The sequence below is a fragment of the Thermonema rossianum DSM 10300 genome (assembly GCF_000426825.1).
Lineage (GTDB): Bacteria > Bacteroidota > Bacteroidia > Cytophagales > Thermonemataceae > Thermonema > Thermonema rossianum.
This window is the reverse complement of sequence record NZ_KE384579.1, coordinates 246,665-265,035: the sequence shown is the minus strand read 5'-3', so window position 1 is coordinate 265,035 and position 18,371 is coordinate 246,665. Positions and strand designations below refer to the sequence as shown.

Annotated in this window: 14 protein-coding genes and 2 tRNA genes; 4 read left to right on the top strand and 12 right to left on the bottom strand. The window is 49.4% G+C overall.

Translation table 11 applies throughout. The annotated features are described in order from the left end of the window. Window position 1: 1 nt before the first annotated feature. From K384_RS12755 to K384_RS12745, 3 genes are all read left to right on the top strand, one after another. On the top strand, window positions 2-817 hold the full coding sequence (locus tag K384_RS12755; protein ID WP_038032883.1) for a CheR family methyltransferase: 816 nt from the start codon (window positions 2-4) through the stop codon (window positions 815-817). 53 nt (window positions 818-870) lie between these two features. Next, window positions 871-1,686 (top strand): M48 family metalloprotease, encoded by an 816-nt coding sequence (locus tag K384_RS12750; RefSeq protein ID WP_038032882.1) that lies wholly within the window; start codon window positions 871-873, stop codon window positions 1,684-1,686. A gap of 39 nt (window positions 1,687-1,725) precedes the next feature. Next, window positions 1,726-1,814, top strand: a tRNA-Ser gene (locus K384_RS12745). Between the two features lie 22 nt (window positions 1,815-1,836). On the opposite strand, the gene rffA is transcribed toward K384_RS12745, so the two are convergent. From rffA to K384_RS12685, 12 genes are all read right to left on the bottom strand, one after another. Continuing rightward, on the bottom strand, window positions 1,837-3,021 hold the full coding sequence (gene rffA / locus K384_RS12740; RefSeq protein WP_038032881.1) for a dTDP-4-amino-4,6-dideoxygalactose transaminase: 1,185 nt from the start codon (window positions 3,019-3,021) through the stop codon (window positions 1,837-1,839). A 4-nt stretch (window positions 3,022-3,025) separates the two neighbouring features. Further along, window positions 3,026-5,068 carry an excinuclease ABC subunit UvrB gene (gene uvrB / locus K384_RS12735; RefSeq protein ID WP_038032880.1) on the bottom strand — a complete coding sequence of 681 codons (2,043 nt, stop codon included), beginning with the start codon at window positions 5,066-5,068 and terminating at the stop codon, window positions 3,026-3,028. 134 nt (window positions 5,069-5,202) lie between these two features. Then, entirely contained in the window at window positions 5,203-7,179 is a 1,977-nt protein-coding gene (gene gyrB, locus K384_RS12730; protein WP_038032879.1) for a DNA topoisomerase (ATP-hydrolyzing) subunit B, read from the bottom strand. A 107-nt stretch (window positions 7,180-7,286) separates the two neighbouring features. Then, window positions 7,287-8,732, bottom strand: a complete 1,446-nt coding sequence (locus K384_RS12725; protein WP_169737660.1) for a DUF2254 domain-containing protein — start codon at window positions 8,730-8,732, stop codon at window positions 7,287-7,289. Window positions 8,733-8,871: 139 nt separating this feature from the next. Next, a complete protein-coding gene (locus tag K384_RS12720; protein ID WP_051633402.1) occupies window positions 8,872-10,890 on the bottom strand; it encodes an LTA synthase family protein in 2,019 nt (672 codons plus the stop codon). A gap of 97 nt (window positions 10,891-10,987) precedes the next feature. After that, the gene (locus K384_RS12715) at window positions 10,988-11,719 is read right to left on the bottom strand and encodes a hypothetical protein (protein WP_051633401.1); all 732 of its coding nucleotides are present in this window, start codon (window positions 11,717-11,719) and stop codon (window positions 10,988-10,990) included. A 2-nt stretch (window positions 11,720-11,721) separates the two neighbouring features. Further along, entirely contained in the window at window positions 11,722-12,747 is a 1,026-nt protein-coding gene (locus K384_RS12710; RefSeq protein WP_038032876.1) for a transaldolase family protein, read from the bottom strand. A gap of 24 nt (window positions 12,748-12,771) precedes the next feature. Beyond that, window positions 12,772-13,617: a 3-deoxy-8-phosphooctulonate synthase gene (gene kdsA, locus K384_RS12705; RefSeq protein WP_038032874.1), complete on the bottom strand. Its 846-nt coding sequence runs from the start codon at window positions 13,615-13,617 to the stop codon at window positions 12,772-12,774. 67 nt (window positions 13,618-13,684) lie between these two features. Continuing rightward, window positions 13,685-15,631 (bottom strand): OmpA family protein, encoded by a 1,947-nt coding sequence (locus K384_RS12700; protein ID WP_038032873.1) that lies wholly within the window; start codon window positions 15,629-15,631, stop codon window positions 13,685-13,687. A gap of 10 nt (window positions 15,632-15,641) precedes the next feature. Beyond that, window positions 15,642-16,262: a 7-carboxy-7-deazaguanine synthase QueE gene (locus K384_RS12695; protein ID WP_038032871.1), complete on the bottom strand. Its 621-nt coding sequence runs from the start codon at window positions 16,260-16,262 to the stop codon at window positions 15,642-15,644. A gap of 85 nt (window positions 16,263-16,347) precedes the next feature. Beyond that, entirely contained in the window at window positions 16,348-17,031 is a 684-nt protein-coding gene (locus K384_RS12690) for a metal-dependent hydrolase (RefSeq protein WP_038032870.1), read from the bottom strand. Beyond that, the gene (locus K384_RS12685) at window positions 17,028-18,152 is read right to left on the bottom strand and encodes a GNAT family N-acetyltransferase (protein ID WP_038032868.1); all 1,125 of its coding nucleotides are present in this window, start codon (window positions 18,150-18,152) and stop codon (window positions 17,028-17,030) included. Before K384_RS12685 ends, K384_RS12690 begins: the two co-directional genes overlap by 4 nt. Window positions 18,153-18,270: 118 nt before the next feature. On the opposite strand from K384_RS12685, the gene K384_RS12680 reads away from it, so the two are divergent. After that, window positions 18,271-18,347, top strand: a tRNA-Ala gene (locus K384_RS12680). The last annotated feature ends 24 nt before the right edge of the window (window positions 18,348-18,371 follow it).

Below are 18,371 nucleotides of genomic sequence, written 5' to 3'. Positions count from 1 at the left end.
CATGCTGAAAGAAGAAGAAGTAGAGGCCATCATAGAAGCTATTTATCAGCGTTACCGGCTGGACTTCAGCAACTACGAGCGCAGTTCGCTGAGGCGGCGTTTAAGCAAGGCCATGCATACGTTCAAGCTGAACGGTGCCGTGGACCTGTGGCGTAAGATGCTTTACGAGCCGCATTTCATCCACGACCTCATCGATGCCATCGCCGTCAACTTGACTGAACCTTTTCGTAACGCTGACCTGTGGAAGTTTTTACGGCGCAAAATCCTTCCTTTGCTTTTCGACAAGCAACAAATTCATATCTGGCATGCCGGATGCGCCACAGGCGAAGAAGTGTATTCTTTCATGATTCTGCTTAAAGAAATGAATCTCTTGCAGAAATCCCATATCCTTGCTACCGACATCAACCCCAAAGCGCTTGAAATAGCCCAGCAGGGCAAATACAGCATCAAAGCATCGGAACAGTTTCAGCAAAACTATTTTATTGCCGGGGGCATTCATGATATTCGCCGCTACTGTAGCCTGTCAGAAAAACATATTGTTTTCGACAAGATACAACAGGAAGCAGCCCGTTTGGAATTTCGCCAACATAATCTCATACAAGACCCTGTCGAAGGCCAGTTCGATATTATCTTTTGCCGTAACGTATTCATTTACTTCGACCCGGTACTCAAGATGCGCGTGTTAAAAACATTTTACGAGCACAGCAGCCCCGAAGGTCTGCTTATCATGGGCTACTACGACAGTCTGCCCCAAAACCATGAGGACTACTTCGAATTGCTCTACCCCAAGCATAAAATTTATATTCGAAAGGAATAATATTTGCGAAAAAGCAAGATAAGCGAAAACTTAAAATCAAAACTGAAAACGCTATGCCTACAATTCGTCGCTATGTTTTACGCAGCACCTTATTGCTTTTGGTGCTTTTCAGCTTCAACAGCTGTAAAAAAGGGAACCCCATTTTATTCTCTCTTCAGGATGAAATACAGCTGGGGCAGCAAGTGCGGGATGAGGTACTCAGTAACCCGCAGGAATACGGCGAAGTGCTTGACCGCTCGCAATACCCGCAAGCCTATGCCTATCTCGACAATCTGGTAAACAGCATTCTGGCTTCGCCCGATGTGCGCTACAAAGACGAGTTTGCCTGGGAAGTGCGCATCATACACAAGCCGGGTGTATTGAATGCCTTTGCCACGCCGGGCGGCTATATCTTTGTTTATGTGGACCTTATTAAATATTTGGATTCTGCCGACCAACTGGCCGGTGTCTTGGGACACGAAATTGCTCACTCCGACCGGCGCCACAGTGCCCGCAACCTCGAACGTGTTTATGGCGTAGCCATCTTATTGGATATCGTATTGGGAAGCGGCGGTTCACAACTCACACAAATTACCAAACAGCTGGCGTTGGGCTTGGCAGGGCTAAGCTTCAGCCGCGATATGGAACGCGAAGCCGATGAGTATTCGGTTATCTACCTCAACAGCACCTCCTACCAGTGTGATGGCGCTGCTGGCTTCTTTGAAAAACTTCAGGCAGAGGGCAAATGCGGCGGTCTTACCTGGACCAGCACCCACCCTGACCCCTGCGAGCGTGTGCAAAATATCAATGATAAGGCGGCTGCTTTATCTTGCGACAACCGTCCGGCAACCATCTCTTCTTATCAGGATTTCAAAAATTCACTGCCATAGGTATTGTAAGTTCAAAAGGCATCTATTACCTTTGCAGGTGGAGACGTGCCGGAGTGGTCGAACGGGCTTGACTCGAAATCAAGTGTACCCTCTAACGGGTACCGAGGGTTCGAATCCCTCCGTCTCCGCTCATGTAAGCCGTGGCGCACGCTACGGCTTTTTTCCTTTTTGAGGTCTATAAAAAGCCTCTATCGTAGCTATGATATAGTCTTGCTGGGTGTGAGTCAACTCATAAAACAGCGGCAGGCGCAATAAACAATCGGCAAAACGGCGGCAATTGGGCAAGGGGCGCCCGTCGTGCTTCTCTCTATAAAAAGGCGAGTCGTGCAACGGTTGATAATGAAAAACAGCCAGGATACCGTGCCGTTTCAGGTAATCTATTAGCCGGCTACGTTCTTCCAAACTACGGCAAACAATGTAAAACATATGGGCATTGTTGGTGGCATAGGCCGGTATCGTGGGTAAATCTATAAAGCCGGCTTCTGCCAATGGTTTCAGCCCTTGGTAGTAGTAGTTCCACAAGTTCAGACGGCGCTGCTGTATGGCCTCCAAATGTTCGAGCTGTGCATACAAAAAGGCGGCTATGATTTCGGAAGGCAAAAAAGACGAACCTACATCTACCCAATTGTATTTATCCACCTCGCCTCTGAAGAAAGCACTGCGGTTGGTTCCTTTCTCCCAAAGTATTTCGGCACGTGCTTCCATGGAAGGGGCGTTTATTACCAGCATTCCCCCCTCTCCGGCAATGATGTTTTTGGTTTCATGAAAAGAAAAAGCAGCCAAATGCCCCAAACTGCCCAAAGGCAAGCGGCGGTTCCCTTCCTTATGATAGCTGTCAATGGCTTGTGCGGCATCTTCTACCACATATAAACCATGACGTCCGGCTATTTGTAAGATTGTTTTCATGTCGTTGGCCATGCCTGCATAATGCACCACCACAATGGCTTTAGTTCGTGGTGTTATCAGCGCTTCTATGCTGTGCGCATCCATATTAGGATGCCAAGGCTGGCTGTCGACAAATATGATTTTGGCGCCACGCAGTACAAAAGCATTGGCTGTGCTCACAAAAGTATAGGAAGGCATAATCACCTCGTCGCCGGGCTGAATGTTTAGCAACAGGGCAGCCATTTCGAGCGCATCCGTGCAAGAAGTGGTCAGCAGGCAGCGGCGAAAGCCATAGCGCTCCTCAAAAAAGCGCTGACACAGGCGCGTGTATTTGCCATTACCGGAAAGATGCCCCCACCTTTTTGCCGCTTGCTCAATATAAAGGGCTTCCTTACCTGTAAGGTAAGGCTTGTTAAATACAACATGATAGTCTTCCGGATTGATACGCATGGATTTACCGCTCTACCTTTTTCAACTGTTCTTTAAGCGCCAACAGCTCATCGCGCAGGGCGGCCGCTTGTATAAAATCCAAGTCTTTGGCAGCTGCCTCCATGGCTGCTTGCACTTCTTTGATACGCGCCTTAAGCGCCGCAGCATCCATGCTGTGGTAGGCTTGTGCCGGCTCGGCTACCTGCTTGTGACCTCCCCGCTTATCTGTTTTGTAGCCCTGCTTTTCTTTGCTCTCTTGCCCGGTCAGGCGGCTGCGCTCCAAAATAGCCTCTTTTGACTTGAGCACCGTCTTGGGCACAATGCCCCGCTCACGGTTATATGCTTCCTGCTTGGCACGCCGCCGGTTGGTTTCCTCAATTGCTTTTTGCATCGACTTCGTGATGCGATCGGCATACATCAACACCCGCCCGTTGGCATTGCGGGCAGCCCGCCCGATGGTCTGAATCAAAGAACGCTCATCGCGCAAAAAGCCCTCCTTGTCGGCATCCATGATGGCTACCAAAGACACTTCGGGCAAGTCCAAGCCTTCGCGCAGCAGGTTCACCCCTACCAGCACATCGAACTCGCCCAGGCGCAAATCGCGCAGTACCTCTACCCGCTCCAGGGCATCCAACTCCGAGTGAATATAACGCGCCCGGATGCCTATCCTGTCCAAATAGCGACTAAGCTCTTCGGCCATGCGCTTGGTGAGCGTCGTAATCATCACACGTTCCCCCCGCTCAATGGTCATCGATATTTCATCCAGCAGGTCGTCGATTTGGTTCAGCGTAGGACGCACTTCAATCAGCGGGTCCAGCAAGCCGGTCGGGCGCACCACCTGCTCTACTACTGCTCCCCCCGACTGCTCCAGCTCATAAGCAGCCGGCGTAGCACTCATAAAAATCACCTGATGAATCAACGACTCAAACTCTTCAAAACGCAAGGGGCGGTTATCTAATGCCGCCGGTAAACGAAACCCATGCTCTACCAATGACAACTTACGCGCCCGGTCACCGTTGTACATGCCCCGTATTTGAGGAATGGTCACGTGGCTTTCATCTATCACCATTAAATAATCATCGGGGAAGTAATCGAGCAGACAGAAGGGGCGTTGTCCCGGTTGCCGGCGGTCGAAATAGCGCGAGTAGTTCTCTATGCCTGAACAATAGCCCAGCTCAGCCATCATCTCCAGGTCAAAGAGGGTACGTTCCTTCAGACGGCGGGCTTCCTCGCTTTTCCCTTCTTTTTCTAAAAAAGCCACCTGCTTTTCCAAATCTTCCTCTATTTCGCGCATTGCCATATCCAGCACCTCTTTGCCCGTAATAAACAAGTTGGCAGGAAAAATGCGGATATATTCTTCCGTGCTGATCTTTTTTCCTGATTCAGGTTCTATGCGGCTGATTTCGTCGATTTCATCATCGAAGAAGCTGATACGGTACGCCCAGTCGGCATAGGCAGGGAACACATCCACCGTGTCGCCCTTCACACGAAAGCTGCCCCGCACAAAATCGCCTTCAGTGCGGTGATACATGATATCAACCAAAGAGAAGAGAAAGTCGCGCATGTCGCACGTCTGCCCCCTTTTGAGGTGAATGGTGCTGCGGGCAAACTCATCGGGATTACCCATACCATAAATACACGACACCGAAGCCACGACTATCACATCGTTGCGCCCCGACAGCAAAGCAGAAGTTGCCCGCAAGCGCAACTTCTCGATCTCCTCATTGATGGCAAGCTCTTTTTCTATGTAGGTATCGGTGGTGGCAATATAAGCCTCCGGCTGATAATAATCGTAGTAGGAAATGAAATATTCTACGGCATTGTTCGGAAAAAACTGCTTGAATTCGCCATACAATTGGGCTGCCAAGGTTTTATTATGGCTGATGATAAGCGTAGGTTTGTTGAGCTGCGCAATCACATTGGCGATGGTAAAAGTCTTGCCCGAGCCGGTTACGCCCAACAATGTTTGCGCCTTTTCGCCCCGGCGTATGCCCTCCACCAATTGACGGATGGCCTCCGGTTGGTCGCCCGTAGGCTGAAAAGGTGCTACCAATTCAAATTTGCTCATAATTGCGTCTCCTGTCTATCTGCTTTTACCCAATGTGTAAAACTTAAAAATAACCATTTGGTTCCTTAATAAAAAAGAAGCCCCTCCTTAAACCGGAAGGGGCTTTGTGTTTTATTGCTTTCCATTATTCATGTTTACACATCAATATTGGCATACTTGGCATTGCGCTCAATGAATTCGCGGCGCGGTGCCACGTCATCGCCCATCAAAATAGAGAAGAGGTGATCGGCTTCGGCAGCCGACTCGATGGTTACTTTCTTCAACTTGCGGGTTTCGGGATTCATGGTAGTATCCCAGAGCTGTTCGGGGTTCATTTCCCCCAAACCTTTGTAGCGCTGCACACTCACCGAATCATCCTTCCCGGCGCCCAGTTTTTGCACTGCCTGCTTCCGCTCCTCTTCGGTCCAGCAATATACGGCTTCCTTCCCTTTTTTCACCAGATACAAAGGCGGCTGTGCAATATATACATAACCTTTCTCTATGAGTTCACGCATATAGCGGAAGAAAAGAGTCAATATAAGGGTGCGTATGTGGCTACCATCCACGTCGGCGTCAGTCATAATGATGATTTTATGATAGCGCAGCTTGCTTAAATCCAAAGCCTTGGAATCTTCTTCCCCTTCTTCGTTGCGCACGCCCCAGCTTACGCCCAAGGCACGCAGGATATGCTGAATTTCTTCATTGGCATAAATCTTATATTCCTGTGCCTTTTCTACATTCAATATTTTACCTTTCAGGGGCAAAATGGCTTGGAAATTACGGTCGCGCGCCTGCTTGGCAGAGCCGCCCGCCGAATCGCCCTCTACCAGATAAATTTCGCAAAGCGCAGGGTCTTTTTCTGAGCAGTCGGCCAGCTTGCCGGGAAGCGAGTTGCTGCCCAAGACGCTTTTGCGTTGCACCTGCTCACGGGCTTTGCGCGCGGCATGACGCGCCTGTGCTGCCAGTATCACCTTATCGATGATGGTGCGCGCTACTTTAGGGTTCTCTTCCAGGTAGTATCCCAGTGCCTCACTCACACAAGTATCCACGGCGCCACGCACCTCCGAGTTCCCCAATTTGGTTTTGGTCTGTCCTTCGAAAAGAGGCTCTGCCACCTTTACCGAAATCACGGCAGTAAGCCCTTCACGAAAGTCATCCCCTGTGATTTCCACCTTTGCTTTTTCAAGCAATCCTTCTTTTTCGGCATAAGCCTTTAGCGTACGTGTAAGTGCACTACGAAAACCTGCCACATGGGTCCCCCCCTCTATGGTATTGATATTGTTCACATAAGAGAACACATTCTCTTGGTAAGAGTTATTGTAAATAAGCGCCACTTCTACCGGTACGCCATTCTTTTCGCCTTCTACGTAAATCGCTTCCGGGATGATAGGCTCACGTGTAGCGTCCAGGTATTCCACAAACTCAACCAAACCACCTTCCGAGAAAAACTCCTCCTTCACAGGCTGCCCATCCTCTTCTTTTTGGCGCAGGTCGGTAAGCGTCAATCGAATTCCTTTGTTCAAGAAAGACAACTCACGCAAGCGATCGGCAATTGTCTCGTATTTGTACTCGGTAGATGGAAATATTTGGGGGTCCGGCTTGAAATGCACGGTAGTGCCCGTGCGATCGGTGGTGCCCACGACCTCTACCGGGTGTTGCGGCACGCCCCTCTCGTAGCGTTGTTTGAATATTTTGCCATCACGATGCACGGTTACCTCCAGCCATTCCGACAAGGCATTCACACAAGACACCCCCACACCATGCAAGCCACCCGACACTTTGTATGAGTCTTTGTTGAATTTACCGCCGGCATGCAAAACGGTCATGACAATCTCCAGAGCGGAACGCCCTTCCTTGGGGTGAATGTCGGTGGGGATACCGCGCCCATTATCGGACACTTCCACCGAGTTGTCTTCATGCACTACCACATCAATTTGCGTACAGTAGCCGGCCAAAGCCTCATCGATAGAGTTATCGACTACTTCCCAAATAAGGTGGTGCAAGCCTTTGACGCCCACGTCACCGATATACATACCGGGGCGCTTGCGCACGGCCTCCAGACCTTCCAATACTTGAATACTTGCTGCTGAGTAATCAGATGAAGCGACTTTTTTGGTCTGTTCTTGATTCATATTCTCTCTTGTCTAAAAAACACAAAATCCACAATAGAAACCTGCCCTGCAGGCAAGGTTTTGAAACATGTAAAGATAGCAAAAAAACAGGGATTTTGAAAGCTTTTTCAGCTGTTTAAGGCATCATGCAGAGCCCGCAGCTGCCGGCTGTCGTTTTGTATTTTTTCATGAAGCAGACGCATCTTGTTGCCCATCTCCGCAAACTCTTCGGTCTTTGCCAACCAGTCGTCACAGGTGCGCCGGGCAATGCCTGCCAAGCGTGCCAGTTGCACCTGGCTTACGTGGGCTTGTATTGTCTCCATCTCTATTTGCTGAAGCAGGTCTTCTACAAACTCACCGATTTCATCGCCCAGCACATACAGATGCTCCTGCTTCGATACTGCCCGCACACAGGTATTCAACAAGCTGAAGGTGCGGCTAAGCACGGCGTAGTCATGACGCCCAAAGTGATAAATTTGGTCAAAAGCCTGACTCACTATCTGATCGAAAGTAACGGTGCGCACATAAAGCGGTTCGTTGCGATAACGGTTCACGCGCCCCGTGGGCATGCGATATTCGGTAAGCGAAAGCACCAACTGACCCAAATAATCCAAGCAGTTGATGGCAGTGGTAGGATCATTGACTGCCGGCGATATTGCCCGGATGGCAATATCGACAATCTGGCGAATGCCAAAGTGCACATCTTGGCGAAAGCTGCGGAATTGCCCTACCGAATAGCAGCGCTGCAAAAAATGCCCGGTTTTTTGCATCAATTGATGGCGTTGCGCTTCAGCAAGCGTAGCGGATAAACGAAAACGAAAAATAGGCGCACCGGCTGTTAAAAAAGCGCCTACACTACGGCTTTGCTCCACAAATAAAACCCCGGGATGCCGGCGCAACCAATGACGTATGGCTTCATAGTCGATTTCTTGTATATACCCAAAGCGCTTACTTTTCACATAACAATCATTTTCCGATGCCGCGGGCGCCTCTGCCTTTTCCATTTGTTCCCATGCTTGCGCCTCTTCTGCCACTACGTCCAATGTATGCAAAGCGATTTTACGAATAATATGAGCGGCATTGATATTTTGCGCAATGGTCAAAATAAAATGGGGCAAAAGAACTGCCAAGAGAAAAAAGGCACCGTAAATAGCCGCGTTTATCCATAAAATAGCGGTGTAGCCCGGCGGGGCATCAAATGGCAAAGGGGATAAAATCCAGAACTTAATAATCAAACAAAAGATTATCCAGCTTAGAAAGCTGCCCAAGGTAATTTGTGTGTACAAGTCTTGCGAAAGCAAATGGCGTATGACCCGTGGCGAGAACTGTGTTGAGGTAAGCTGCAGTGCCACTATCGTGATGGAATAGGTGGTAACCACAATACCCGCCAACAAACCTATAAGCAGATTCATCATGTCGTGAAACACCTGCACGGTAGCATAAATCAAAAAAGTGCCGCGCATTGTATAAACTACCGCTGCTGCTATGCTTGTCAATAAAAAAATCATTACAAAAGAAGGCCCACGCAACAAGTGCAAGGCTTCTCTTTTCAATTCCCTGTATTTCAAAGACATAAAGCAGATATTTTTTACATTCCAAATACAGCTTGCAAAGCACAAAGAATAATTTAGGCAAAAGCATGCATATACCGGTAAAAAGCACCCGCCGGATACATAAAAAACCTTCTCTTTCGGAAAGAGAAGGTTTTTGCACTTAAAAACGACTGTTAAAGAAGTCATGCCACAAAGCCACGTAAGCCAGTGCCCGGCGCCGTAGCTGTTCGTGTTCGGGCCGGGGCTCGCCGGCTTGCCACTTGCCCGTAGGCTGCCTGTGCAGGTACAACGTTTTTTGTTGCCGGATATCGGCAATGCCATATTGGCTGTCAAAGGCAGTAGTGCCGGCATTCAAGGCAAAAAAGCGTCCGGGCTGTGAAGCATCAAACAGGTTTTCGCCTAAGCTCCAGTAGTCAGCCCCAGACAAAGCCAGTGGAAATATAGTGGCAAAAATATCTTTGTGAGAAGCAGGCACGCCCGTATCCACCGGCTGTTTGGGGCGGTATGCCTCCGGTATGTAAAACAAGATAGGCACGCTGCGCTTCGCCATCAGACGGCTGTCATCATAAGGAATCACCATCAAGTTATTGTGGTCGCCCGTGATGACCACGATGGTGCGCTTCCCTTCCTCACTTTCTTTCAGGCGCTTCAAAAACAAACCCAACTGATGCGCTGCATATTGGTAGTTGTAAAAACTACGCTGTGCCATATCCGGCTCGGTCAACATCGCACGGCGAATAGAGTCGGGAATGCTTACCGGCAAAGGTTCATAAGTGGAAGGCAGGCGGAAAGGTGTGTGGTTGGTCGTGGTCAGCAGGAAAAAGAACTTGGGCTTGCCGGGCGACTCCTGCAGTTTTTCAAGCGTGTAATCGAATAAAAACTCATCATATACCCCCCAATCGTTTTCTTCGGCTTGCGGATAGCGCTTGCGCAACAAAGAACGTCCCACCTGAAAATCGAAATATTGGTAAGGTAAAAACTCTTCCAGGTTTTGCCATGCCAGCTTGCCGCTTGTCAAAAAGCCCGTCAAATACCCTTTCTGCTTGAAAGGATAAGCCACCGAACTTTCGAAAGAAGTACGACGGTGGCGCGACTGCGTGATGGGATGCAAGGGCGTATTCAGCAGCAACTCTTCTACTGTTGGTATGGTACCATTTTGTGCCGAGGTGGTGTTCAGAAAAACATACATTTCCGGCAACAAAGCAGCAAGGCTTCCCAAGGTGTTGCATGTTTCGCTGTGCAGCCGCAGGTAATCGGTGCCCATGCTTTCCATGATAATAAACACCACATTGGGCGGATTTTTTGCCAGAAAGTCATTAACAGGTGTTTTTTTGTGCAGGTCCTCATGCCCCAGTACCTTCAGGGCTTCTTCCCTGCCCGAAAACCCATACTGTTCCCATATGGAAGCCTTGGGCTCAAACAAGTCATTTCTTTCCTTAAATGCCTCTTTGAAAGTAAAAAAACCGTTTGGCGTAAGGTAGTTTACAAAACCATTGTCAGAAATAGAAGCGTCATCGATGAGCAGGGGAAACTCGGTAAATGAACCGCGCAAGGCTACAAAATATAAACCATGCCACAAAAGCAGACACAAGGCCGTTGCCCCCTTGGACATCTGCCAACTGACCACCCAAGGACGGGCAAACCAACGCCGCATCAGATAAGCCAAGCCCATGGTAATGAGCAGCCACAAACTCAAAAAGAGACCCGGTGAGTGGTCAGACCATACCGAACGCAAAATATTCACCGTGTCATCTTCAAGAAAAGCAAACACAAAAACATTCAGATGGCTTTGAAAGTAGGTATAATACTCTTGGTCGATAAGCAAGCCCAGGACTGCTGCGGACAGTATGAAGGTTGCATAATAGCGCTGAAAGCGGCGAATAGCAGCTTCTGCCTTGCCGCCACGAAACCAATAAAGCCACGAGCTAAGCAGCAGAGGCAAAAACATGTAAGCAATCACCAACAGGTCATAGCGCGCCCCCACTACAAAAGCCCACACGACATCCTGCTCATAGCCTTCCAGGTTTTGCCCGAAGCGCCAAAGCAGTGCCAAACGAGCTACCGCAAATATGCCCAATGCCAGCGCAAAAAGCAGCAACAAACGCTTTTGACTGCCCCAAAAGAGCGCCGGCGCATTGCTTTTTTGTTCTTTTTCCTGCGTAAACACTTCCGTTTTCATAAAACTGACCTTTCTTATTATCAAAGAAAAAGGGCATACTCATACACATGAGTGCCCTTATGGTTCACTGTAATGCCTGCCGGCAATAAGGCTTGAACTAATAGCGATGGTCTTCAATGTGCACATCAATAGGCACTACATGGTCGTCGTGCCCAATAAAAAAGCGTGTTTCTATGCTGTTACGCAAGCGCATATACTCCCGGAACTTATCCGAGTAATCAAAACGTTCTTCGATGGCCTGCTCAAACACCCCACGAATACCCAATACCAGCTCACTGATTTCACGCACTGCATTATCCTTCCCTTCGTGACCGGTAATGTACTCGCAGTAGTTGTTTTTTCTTACGTAGTCGTTAAATAAGACAGCAGCCGTGCAGCGCACCAGAAAACGCACGCCGACCCGTTTTGCCACGGTGATATCGGCAATGTCGTCGAAAGTCATGGCCACTTCGTAGTCCTGAATGCCATACGCTGCTTCGAGGTGCTCCAATGCCAGGGCTTTATGACGAAACTTATAATAGACCACATCGAAGTGTTCGCGTGTAGCCAGCTGAAAGGCGGAATGGTTTTCCTGCCCGGTGATGATGCCCATTTTAGGGATTTCACCGGTTTGCAGATAGTAGCCAAAGCGCAGCATGTTCAAGCCCATAGAGTCCACCTCGGCATAGAGGCTTGTGGCACCCTTTCCTTTTTCGCCGGCATTGAACACACCGTCCCAATCGAAAAGGAAGATGCGGGTGTTATCGAGCCGCTCCCGCAGCTCTTGAGGCGAAACACAAAACTCTCCTCCTATGCTACGGAAGCGGTCGGTAATTTGACTTGTCAACATGTTTATACAAAAATATTTAGTTGCAACAGGTCCTGCACGTCCAGCATGCCCACAAGCTTGCCGTTTTCAGTTACCACCAAATTATCTACCGACTTTTGGCGCAACATCTCCACGGCTTCATGCAGCAGCGCCCCGGCTTCAATGGTCAGCGGCTTGTGCCATTCAAACTCGCTCATTTTCTTTTGCAAGATATCCTTGCCGTTCTCACGCAAGCGGCGGCGCAAGTCTCCGTCGGTAAAGATACCCACGATGTCGCCTTTGTCGTCCACCACGGTCACGGCGCCAAAGCCCGACTCCGTCATTTGAATGGTTGCATCCAGCACGGTTTGGTCCAAACGCACCACCGGGTTGTAAGGCTTCATCACCTCTTTCACATGCATGGTCATGAGCTTGGTATGCTCAAAGAACTGCTGCGTACCCAGTGTGGTAAAGTTGTTTTCGGTGAGCATCTTCATTACTTTCCAAGGCACCGTACAGGTATGCACACCTATGTTGATGGCGTTGCGCACATGCTCGGGATGACGCACCGACGAAAACATGATTTTCGAAGGATAGCCATAGTAGTTCACTGCCTTCACACACTGCTCTACCAGCGCCAATGCGTCATGTCCTTGGTCTTGCAGGCGTCCTACCAAGGGGCAAACATAAGTAGCCCCGGCAGCCATGGCCATATAGGCTTGCTGCAAGGTATATACCAAGTGGATATTCACCTTATAGCCTTGGTCCGTCAGGCGCTTACAAGCTTTGACCCCTTCCAAAGAAACGGGGATTTTAAAGACCGTCTTTTCTTTGTCCAAGCCCAGCCCAATGAGGCGTTCGGCTTCTTTTACTATTTCATCGGCGGTTTCGCCCAGTGCCTCTATCTGCAAAATAGGCACCATCTTCGACAGCTTGATAATGGTGGCATCGATATCGCGGATGCCCTCACGATGCATAAAGGTAGGCGTGGTGGTAAGACCGGTCAGGAAACCTAACTTGAAGGCTTCCTCGATTTCCTGCATATTGGCAGAGTCAAGATACAATTCCATAGGCTTTATTTGCTTTGTTTCTGTTTATTCGGTAAAGACAGGTCGGTATTTTACTTCTAAATTGTGAATTTCAATCAAGGGTTTTAAAAACTCTTCAAGGTCGAAAACGCACATTTGACTGGCCGCATCACAAAGAGCTTCGGCGGGGTTGGGGTGTGTTTCAATGAAGACACCATCCACGCCGGCTGCCACGCCGGCACGCGCAATCGTAGGCAAGAACTCACGGGCGCCCCCGCGCGGGTCGGCACTCGGAATACCGTATTTGCGAATAGAGTGGGTAATGTCGAACACCACCGGATAGCCGGTCTGATTCAGATGGTAGAAGCTACGCGGGTCCACAATCAAGTCGTTGTAGCCAAAGGTATAACCGCGCTCGGTCAATATGATTTGGTCATTGCCGGCATCTACTGCCTTCTGCACGGGCTTAATCATATTTTCGGGTGCCAAAAACTGCCCATGCTTAATGTTGATTACCTTGCCGGTCTTTGCAGCCGTCACCATCAGGTCGGTTTGCATGCACAAGTAAGCCGGTATTTGTATGACGTCCAACACTTCGGCTGCAGGGGCTACCTGCGAGGGGTAGTGCACATCTGAAAGCACCGGAAAGCCGAATGTGTCTTTTATCTTTTGTAAGATACGCAAACCTTCTTCCAAGCCGGGACCGGTGTAGTATTTCAAAGAACTGCGGTTGTCTTTCTGAAAAGAAGACTTATAAATAACAGGAATACCGAGGCGCTCAGACACTTCTTTCAGCTTCTCGGCTGTTTGCATCATAATGCTTTCATCTTCAATCACACAAGGACCGGAGATGAGGAATAGTTGCTCGCTGCCACAAGCAATATCGCCTACTTGAACAATTCGTTTTTTCATTGTTTACAGAGCCGTTAAAATCGCTGCAATTTAGAAATTTTTCATTAAACCGAAGGGGTGCACGTACCTATTCGCCTGTTTTTTCTACAGATATGATGCGAAACTCGATGCGTCGGTTTTGTGCCCGGTTCGCGTCTGAGGTGTTGGGCACTGCCGGTTGTGTTTCGCCATAGCCTTTATAGCTTAGGCGGCGGGGCTCAATGCCTGCCGCTATCAGGTAATCATATACCGCTTTTGCCCGCTGAAGCGACAGCTCCATGTTCGCTTTCTCGTCGCCGATGTCATCGGTGTGCCCGGCTATTTCGGCGGTTACTGCAGGGTTTTGTTGCATGAACTCCACCACTTTGCGCAGCTCGGCTTTCGATTCTTCCCGGAGCGTGTATTTTCCATAATCGAAAAAGATATTCGACAGAACAAACTTACTGCCTGCCGTAATGGGCTCCAGCTCTATGTCCAGTATCACCGGGCGCAGAGTATCATTCGTTTCTTTAAGACGGAAAGAAAGGCTTTTCATCAAATAACCGGCTTTGTTTACTTCCAGTGCATAATCTGCTCCTTGATTCAGTACGATAAGGTATTCGCCGGTGAGTGTATCGGACCAAACCTGTGCTATCAGGCTGTCTTCATTCACATTGAACAACTCTATTTCTGCTTTCAGAGGCTTGCCGGTTCGGGCATCCCGCACTACGCCTTTCACATAGGCTGTTTGTTCGGCGGGTATGAGCTGCGGGGGCATGTCGAAGTACATCAAAATAGCCGAGAGCTGACGGCGCCCCTCCCATTGCTCTTGTGCATAATATCCTTTCTTGCCATCGGCAGTAACAAACAAGGACACTTGCGACTGATGATCGTTCAAAGGATAGCCCAAGTTTACCGGCTCACTCCAGCGCCCGCGATGCCAATCGCTATAATACAGGTCGAAGTCGCCCATGCCTACATGCCCATTCGAGGCAAAAAACAAACGTTTGCCGTTGGCATATAAGAAAGGCGATACTTCATCGGCATAAGTATTAATGGGGGCGCCCACATTGACAGCCGGCAGCCAGCGGCCGTCTTCATCGCGCATGGTCATGTAAATATCCCGCTCGCCCATGCCACCGGGGCGGTCAGAAACAAAGAAGAGCACGCGTCCATCGGGCGACAGCGTAGGCTGCGACTCCCAAGAAGAACTATTCACGTTGGCGCCCAAGTTAACGGGGGTGCTCCATTCATTGCCATAACGGTAAGAAACAAAGAGGTCGCAACTGCCATAGCCGCGCCGCGACTGGCAAGAGGTAAATACCAGCACGGTGCCGTCGGCCGAGATGGCACAAGTGCCTTCACTGGCAGCCGTATTGATGACCGGTGACAAAGGTTGCGGCTCGCCCCAAGAGCCATCTTCCTGCCGGTAGCTTACAAATATATCTTCATCGCGCCCTTGCTCTTTCCGCCTTGCCGTAAAAATAAGCATCTCTTCATCGGCAGTAAGCACAGGGAAATACTGCAGGTAGTCTTCGCGATTCACCTTGCCGGGCAGGGGTTTCGGCTCAAAAGGCAGTGGTTGCTGCATGGCTTCCAAGGCAAATTCTGCCGAAGCCACTACCCGCTCAATGTCGTTGGTGAAATTGTTCGGTTCAGGGTGAAAACTCAAAAAGCGCAGTGCATACTCTTTCGCTTCCCGGTAACGCCCCTGTTTTAAGTATTCGGTAGCCAAAGTATAATAAGCGCCCACTACCTTGGGGCTTTTCGGATCTGCCTTTACGGCCGCTTCGTAGTGCTCCAAAGCCTTGGGCAAGTAACCAAACAGTTGAAAGTTATGCGCCAAGGACATATGAGCCTCCACAAAGGCGGGGTCTTTTTGTACGGCTTGTAACAGCAGGTTCATGCCCGTTTCGTAGTCGCGTAAACGGAAGCTGGCACTTGCCTGCTCATACAACTTAATGGCTTTTTTGTTTTTGGTTGAATACTGCTGGGCATGTCCTCCAAAAGGAACCATCAACAGCAAAAAAAACAGAATCAGGACGAATCGACGCATAAGGCTGTCTTTATGGAATGTTCATGTATTTATGTGTTTGTAACGAAATACGCCAACGCGGGTTGGCTTTTACGTATTCTATAATGAGTGGCAAAAGCTGTTCGGCGCGGCTCCACTCGGGCTGCAAAAACAGCAGGCAGCCTTCCGGTACTTTGGCAGCATATTCTTCTGCCCAAGCAAAATCGCTTTTATGATACACCACCACTTTCAACTCATGAGCTTGGCGGCACACACTTTCATGGGGACGCTTGAATTTTTTAGGTGAAAGACAAATCCAGTCCCATGTACCGGAAAGCGGATAGGCGCCCGAAGTTTCGAGGTGCAAACGGAAGCCCGCCTCACGCCACTGTTGGCACCATGCATCCAGGCGATACATCAAAGGCTCGCCGCCGGTGGTCACCAGCAAGCGGGCAGGGTGGGCGCGTGCCGCTTCTATGAGTGTATCTACCGGCAAGGACGGGTAGCCGTCCGTATGCCATGATTCTTTCACGTCGCACCACACACAGCCCACATCGCAGCCGGCAAGGCGTACAAAATAGGCAGCATGCCCTTGATAAGCCCCTTCGCCCTGCAAGGTGTAGAAATGCTCCATCACCGGGAACACAAGCGGATGCGCCTGTTCCCTTTCCATCTTTTTGTTTTGTTGGGTATCTATCATAAGTCCATCTCCAAATGCCAAGCCCGCAAAGATACGGCAGTTTTATTATCTGCTACCCTTAAAACGATACTTTTTCCTTAATACTCAACAAGTGCAGCTTTTGTCCTTCGGCTTCAAAGGCAGCCCGTGCCTGCTGTTTGTCTATACGAATAGGCTCAAAAGTATCGTAGTGCATGCCTATTACATGCTTGGCTTTCAGCCAGCGGGCAGCAATGGCCGCATCGGCCGCATCCATGGTATAGTGCCCCCCTACCGGCAGAAAAGCCACGTCTATGTCGTAACGCTCGCCGAAGTACTGCATATCGACAAACAAACCGGTATCGCCGGCAAAATAAAGGGTACCTTCCGGGGTTTGCAGAACGAAACCGGCAGCACCCCCCCCATAAGAGCCATCGGGCATGCTGCTGCTATGGGCGGCGGGCACCAAAGTAAGTTTACCGAAATCGAACTGTGCGCTGCCTCCTATGTTCATGGAAGTCACGCGCTTCACGCCTTTCTGGGCAAACCAGCGGCTCACTTCAAAGACAGCCACCAGCTCTGCCTCGCAATGCTGGTACACACTCATGACCTCGGCCACATGGTCTTGGTGCCCGTGCGATGCCAACATGTAGTCGCAACGCATGTCTTCCAAAGATACTTTATCGGCAGCCAAGGGGTTACCCGACACAAAAGGGTCAAAAAGAATTTTGCAGTTGTTTACTTCTACCAAAAAACAAGCGTGTCCTAAGTATTGTATAGTCATGGCTTTTTTGAAAGGTTTAATGACAAAGCTTTCTGTAATTGTTTGGCTTGCAAAACTACTTGCTCAGCCTCCTCCCCAAGATAATAGAATTCTTGATAATAGAGAATATCGAGCAAGGTATTGGGGCTCTCTTCCACTTGTATGTCCATCGCTTTTTCCACGAGGCTGTTCAGGGGGAAATAACGCATGGCGGCAATATGGTACAGTTGTTTCAGCGGGTCATAGGCAGCCATCCAAAAATTACCGTCTTCGTCGGCGCCTAAGTAAAAGAGGGCGAAGTCCCGTACAAAATTAAGCGACTGAAACAAAACAGCCTCTCCACTCAAAGGCATTTCCAAGTAACCCAAATAAGCCAAAGGATAGGTATAAAGCTCATGTCCTACGCCTGCACGCGTGAAGTGCTCTTTGAGCAGCTGCAGCCTTGAACGAATGTTTGCAGCCAACGTATGTTCGCGCATAAGCGGGTGAAAAGGCACCCAACGGTTATTCCAGTCATACACTTCGGCTTTGCCCAGGCGCAGCTTGTAATCGAAGAGGGGGTGCGCATCCAGAATATAACCGGGGTAATAATAATGCATTTGGCGTTGTTGCGCCCACTCTATTTCCAAAAGCATGGTATATATGCCTAAGCTATAACGGCTATAATCCGGGTCAAAAAAGCCCAGAATGCTGGCCAGGCTGTGCATCCCCACGTCGAAATAGCTGACGGCCACGATGCGCCGCCCGTCATAGACGGTCACTTCCATAGTATTAAAAGGGCTGTGCTCATGAAAGCTGCCCAGCATAAAAGCATCGAGCGTAGGCACCACCATGCCCTTAAACCGCTTGATATGCGCTTTATACATTTGCCGGCGCCGCTTCGTAATTCTTGCCGGACGCACTTCATGGCGAAAGCGCTTGCGATTGCGGCGCATCAGCTTGCGCAGCCGCTTAGGGTATTCATAGTCACGCAGGTCGTAGCGTATGTTGATTGTTTCGAGCAATTCCCCTTCCACACACAATACATTCGAGCGCAGCATCATATGACTACTACGAAACCACCCCTCCGCCAAATAGTTGTCAAGCCACAGACTGTCGGCAAATTCCGGCACTTCAATATCAAAAAATATATTTTGAATCATACTTCATTTTCAAAGGTTTGCACACGATTTTAACTACAAACAACAGGACAAAGTTAAAAATTTCATGCGCAACGCTTGCATAGAAAATAAGCTTGTATTAAATTTGCATCAGCAAAACGGGGAATTAGCTCAGCTGGCTAGAGCGCTACGCTGGCAGCGTAGAGGTCACCGGTTCGAATCCGGTATTCTCCACCAAAGGCACCTTTCAAAAAGGTGCCT

Coding starts and splice junctions, on each gene's coding strand:
- K384_RS12755 (WP_038032883.1), top strand. CDS start 2: ATGCTGAAAGAAGAAGAAGTAGAGGCCATCATAGAAGCTATTTATCAG.
- K384_RS12750 (WP_038032882.1), top strand. CDS start 871: ATGCCTACAATTCGTCGCTATGTTTTACGCAGCACCTTATTGCTTTTG.
- rffA (WP_038032881.1), bottom strand. CDS start 3,021: ATGCGTATCAATCCGGAAGACTATCATGTTGTATTTAACAAGCCTTAC.
- uvrB (WP_038032880.1), bottom strand. CDS start 5,068: ATGAGCAAATTTGAATTGGTAGCACCTTTTCAGCCTACGGGCGACCAA.
- gyrB (WP_038032879.1), bottom strand. CDS start 7,179: ATGAATCAAGAACAGACCAAAAAAGTCGCTTCATCTGATTACTCAGCA.
- K384_RS12725 (WP_169737660.1), bottom strand. CDS start 8,732: ATGTCTTTGAAATACAGGGAATTGAAAAGAGAAGCCTTGCACTTGTTG.
- K384_RS12720 (WP_051633402.1), bottom strand. CDS start 10,890: ATGAAAACGGAAGTGTTTACGCAGGAAAAAGAACAAAAAAGCAATGCG.
- K384_RS12715 (WP_051633401.1), bottom strand. CDS start 11,719: ATGTTGACAAGTCAAATTACCGACCGCTTCCGTAGCATAGGAGGAGAG.
- K384_RS12710 (WP_038032876.1), bottom strand. CDS start 12,747: ATGGAATTGTATCTTGACTCTGCCAATATGCAGGAAATCGAGGAAGCC.
- kdsA (WP_038032874.1), bottom strand. CDS start 13,617: ATGAAAAAACGAATTGTTCAAGTAGGCGATATTGCTTGTGGCAGCGAG.
- K384_RS12700 (WP_038032873.1), bottom strand. CDS start 15,631: ATGCGTCGATTCGTCCTGATTCTGTTTTTTTTGCTGTTGATGGTTCCT.
- K384_RS12695 (WP_038032871.1), bottom strand. CDS start 16,262: ATGGAAAGGGAACAGGCGCATCCGCTTGTGTTCCCGGTGATGGAGCAT.
- K384_RS12690 (WP_038032870.1), bottom strand. CDS start 17,031: ATGACTATACAATACTTAGGACACGCTTGTTTTTTGGTAGAAGTAAAC.
- K384_RS12685 (WP_038032868.1), bottom strand. CDS start 18,152: ATGATTCAAAATATATTTTTTGATATTGAAGTGCCGGAATTTGCCGAC.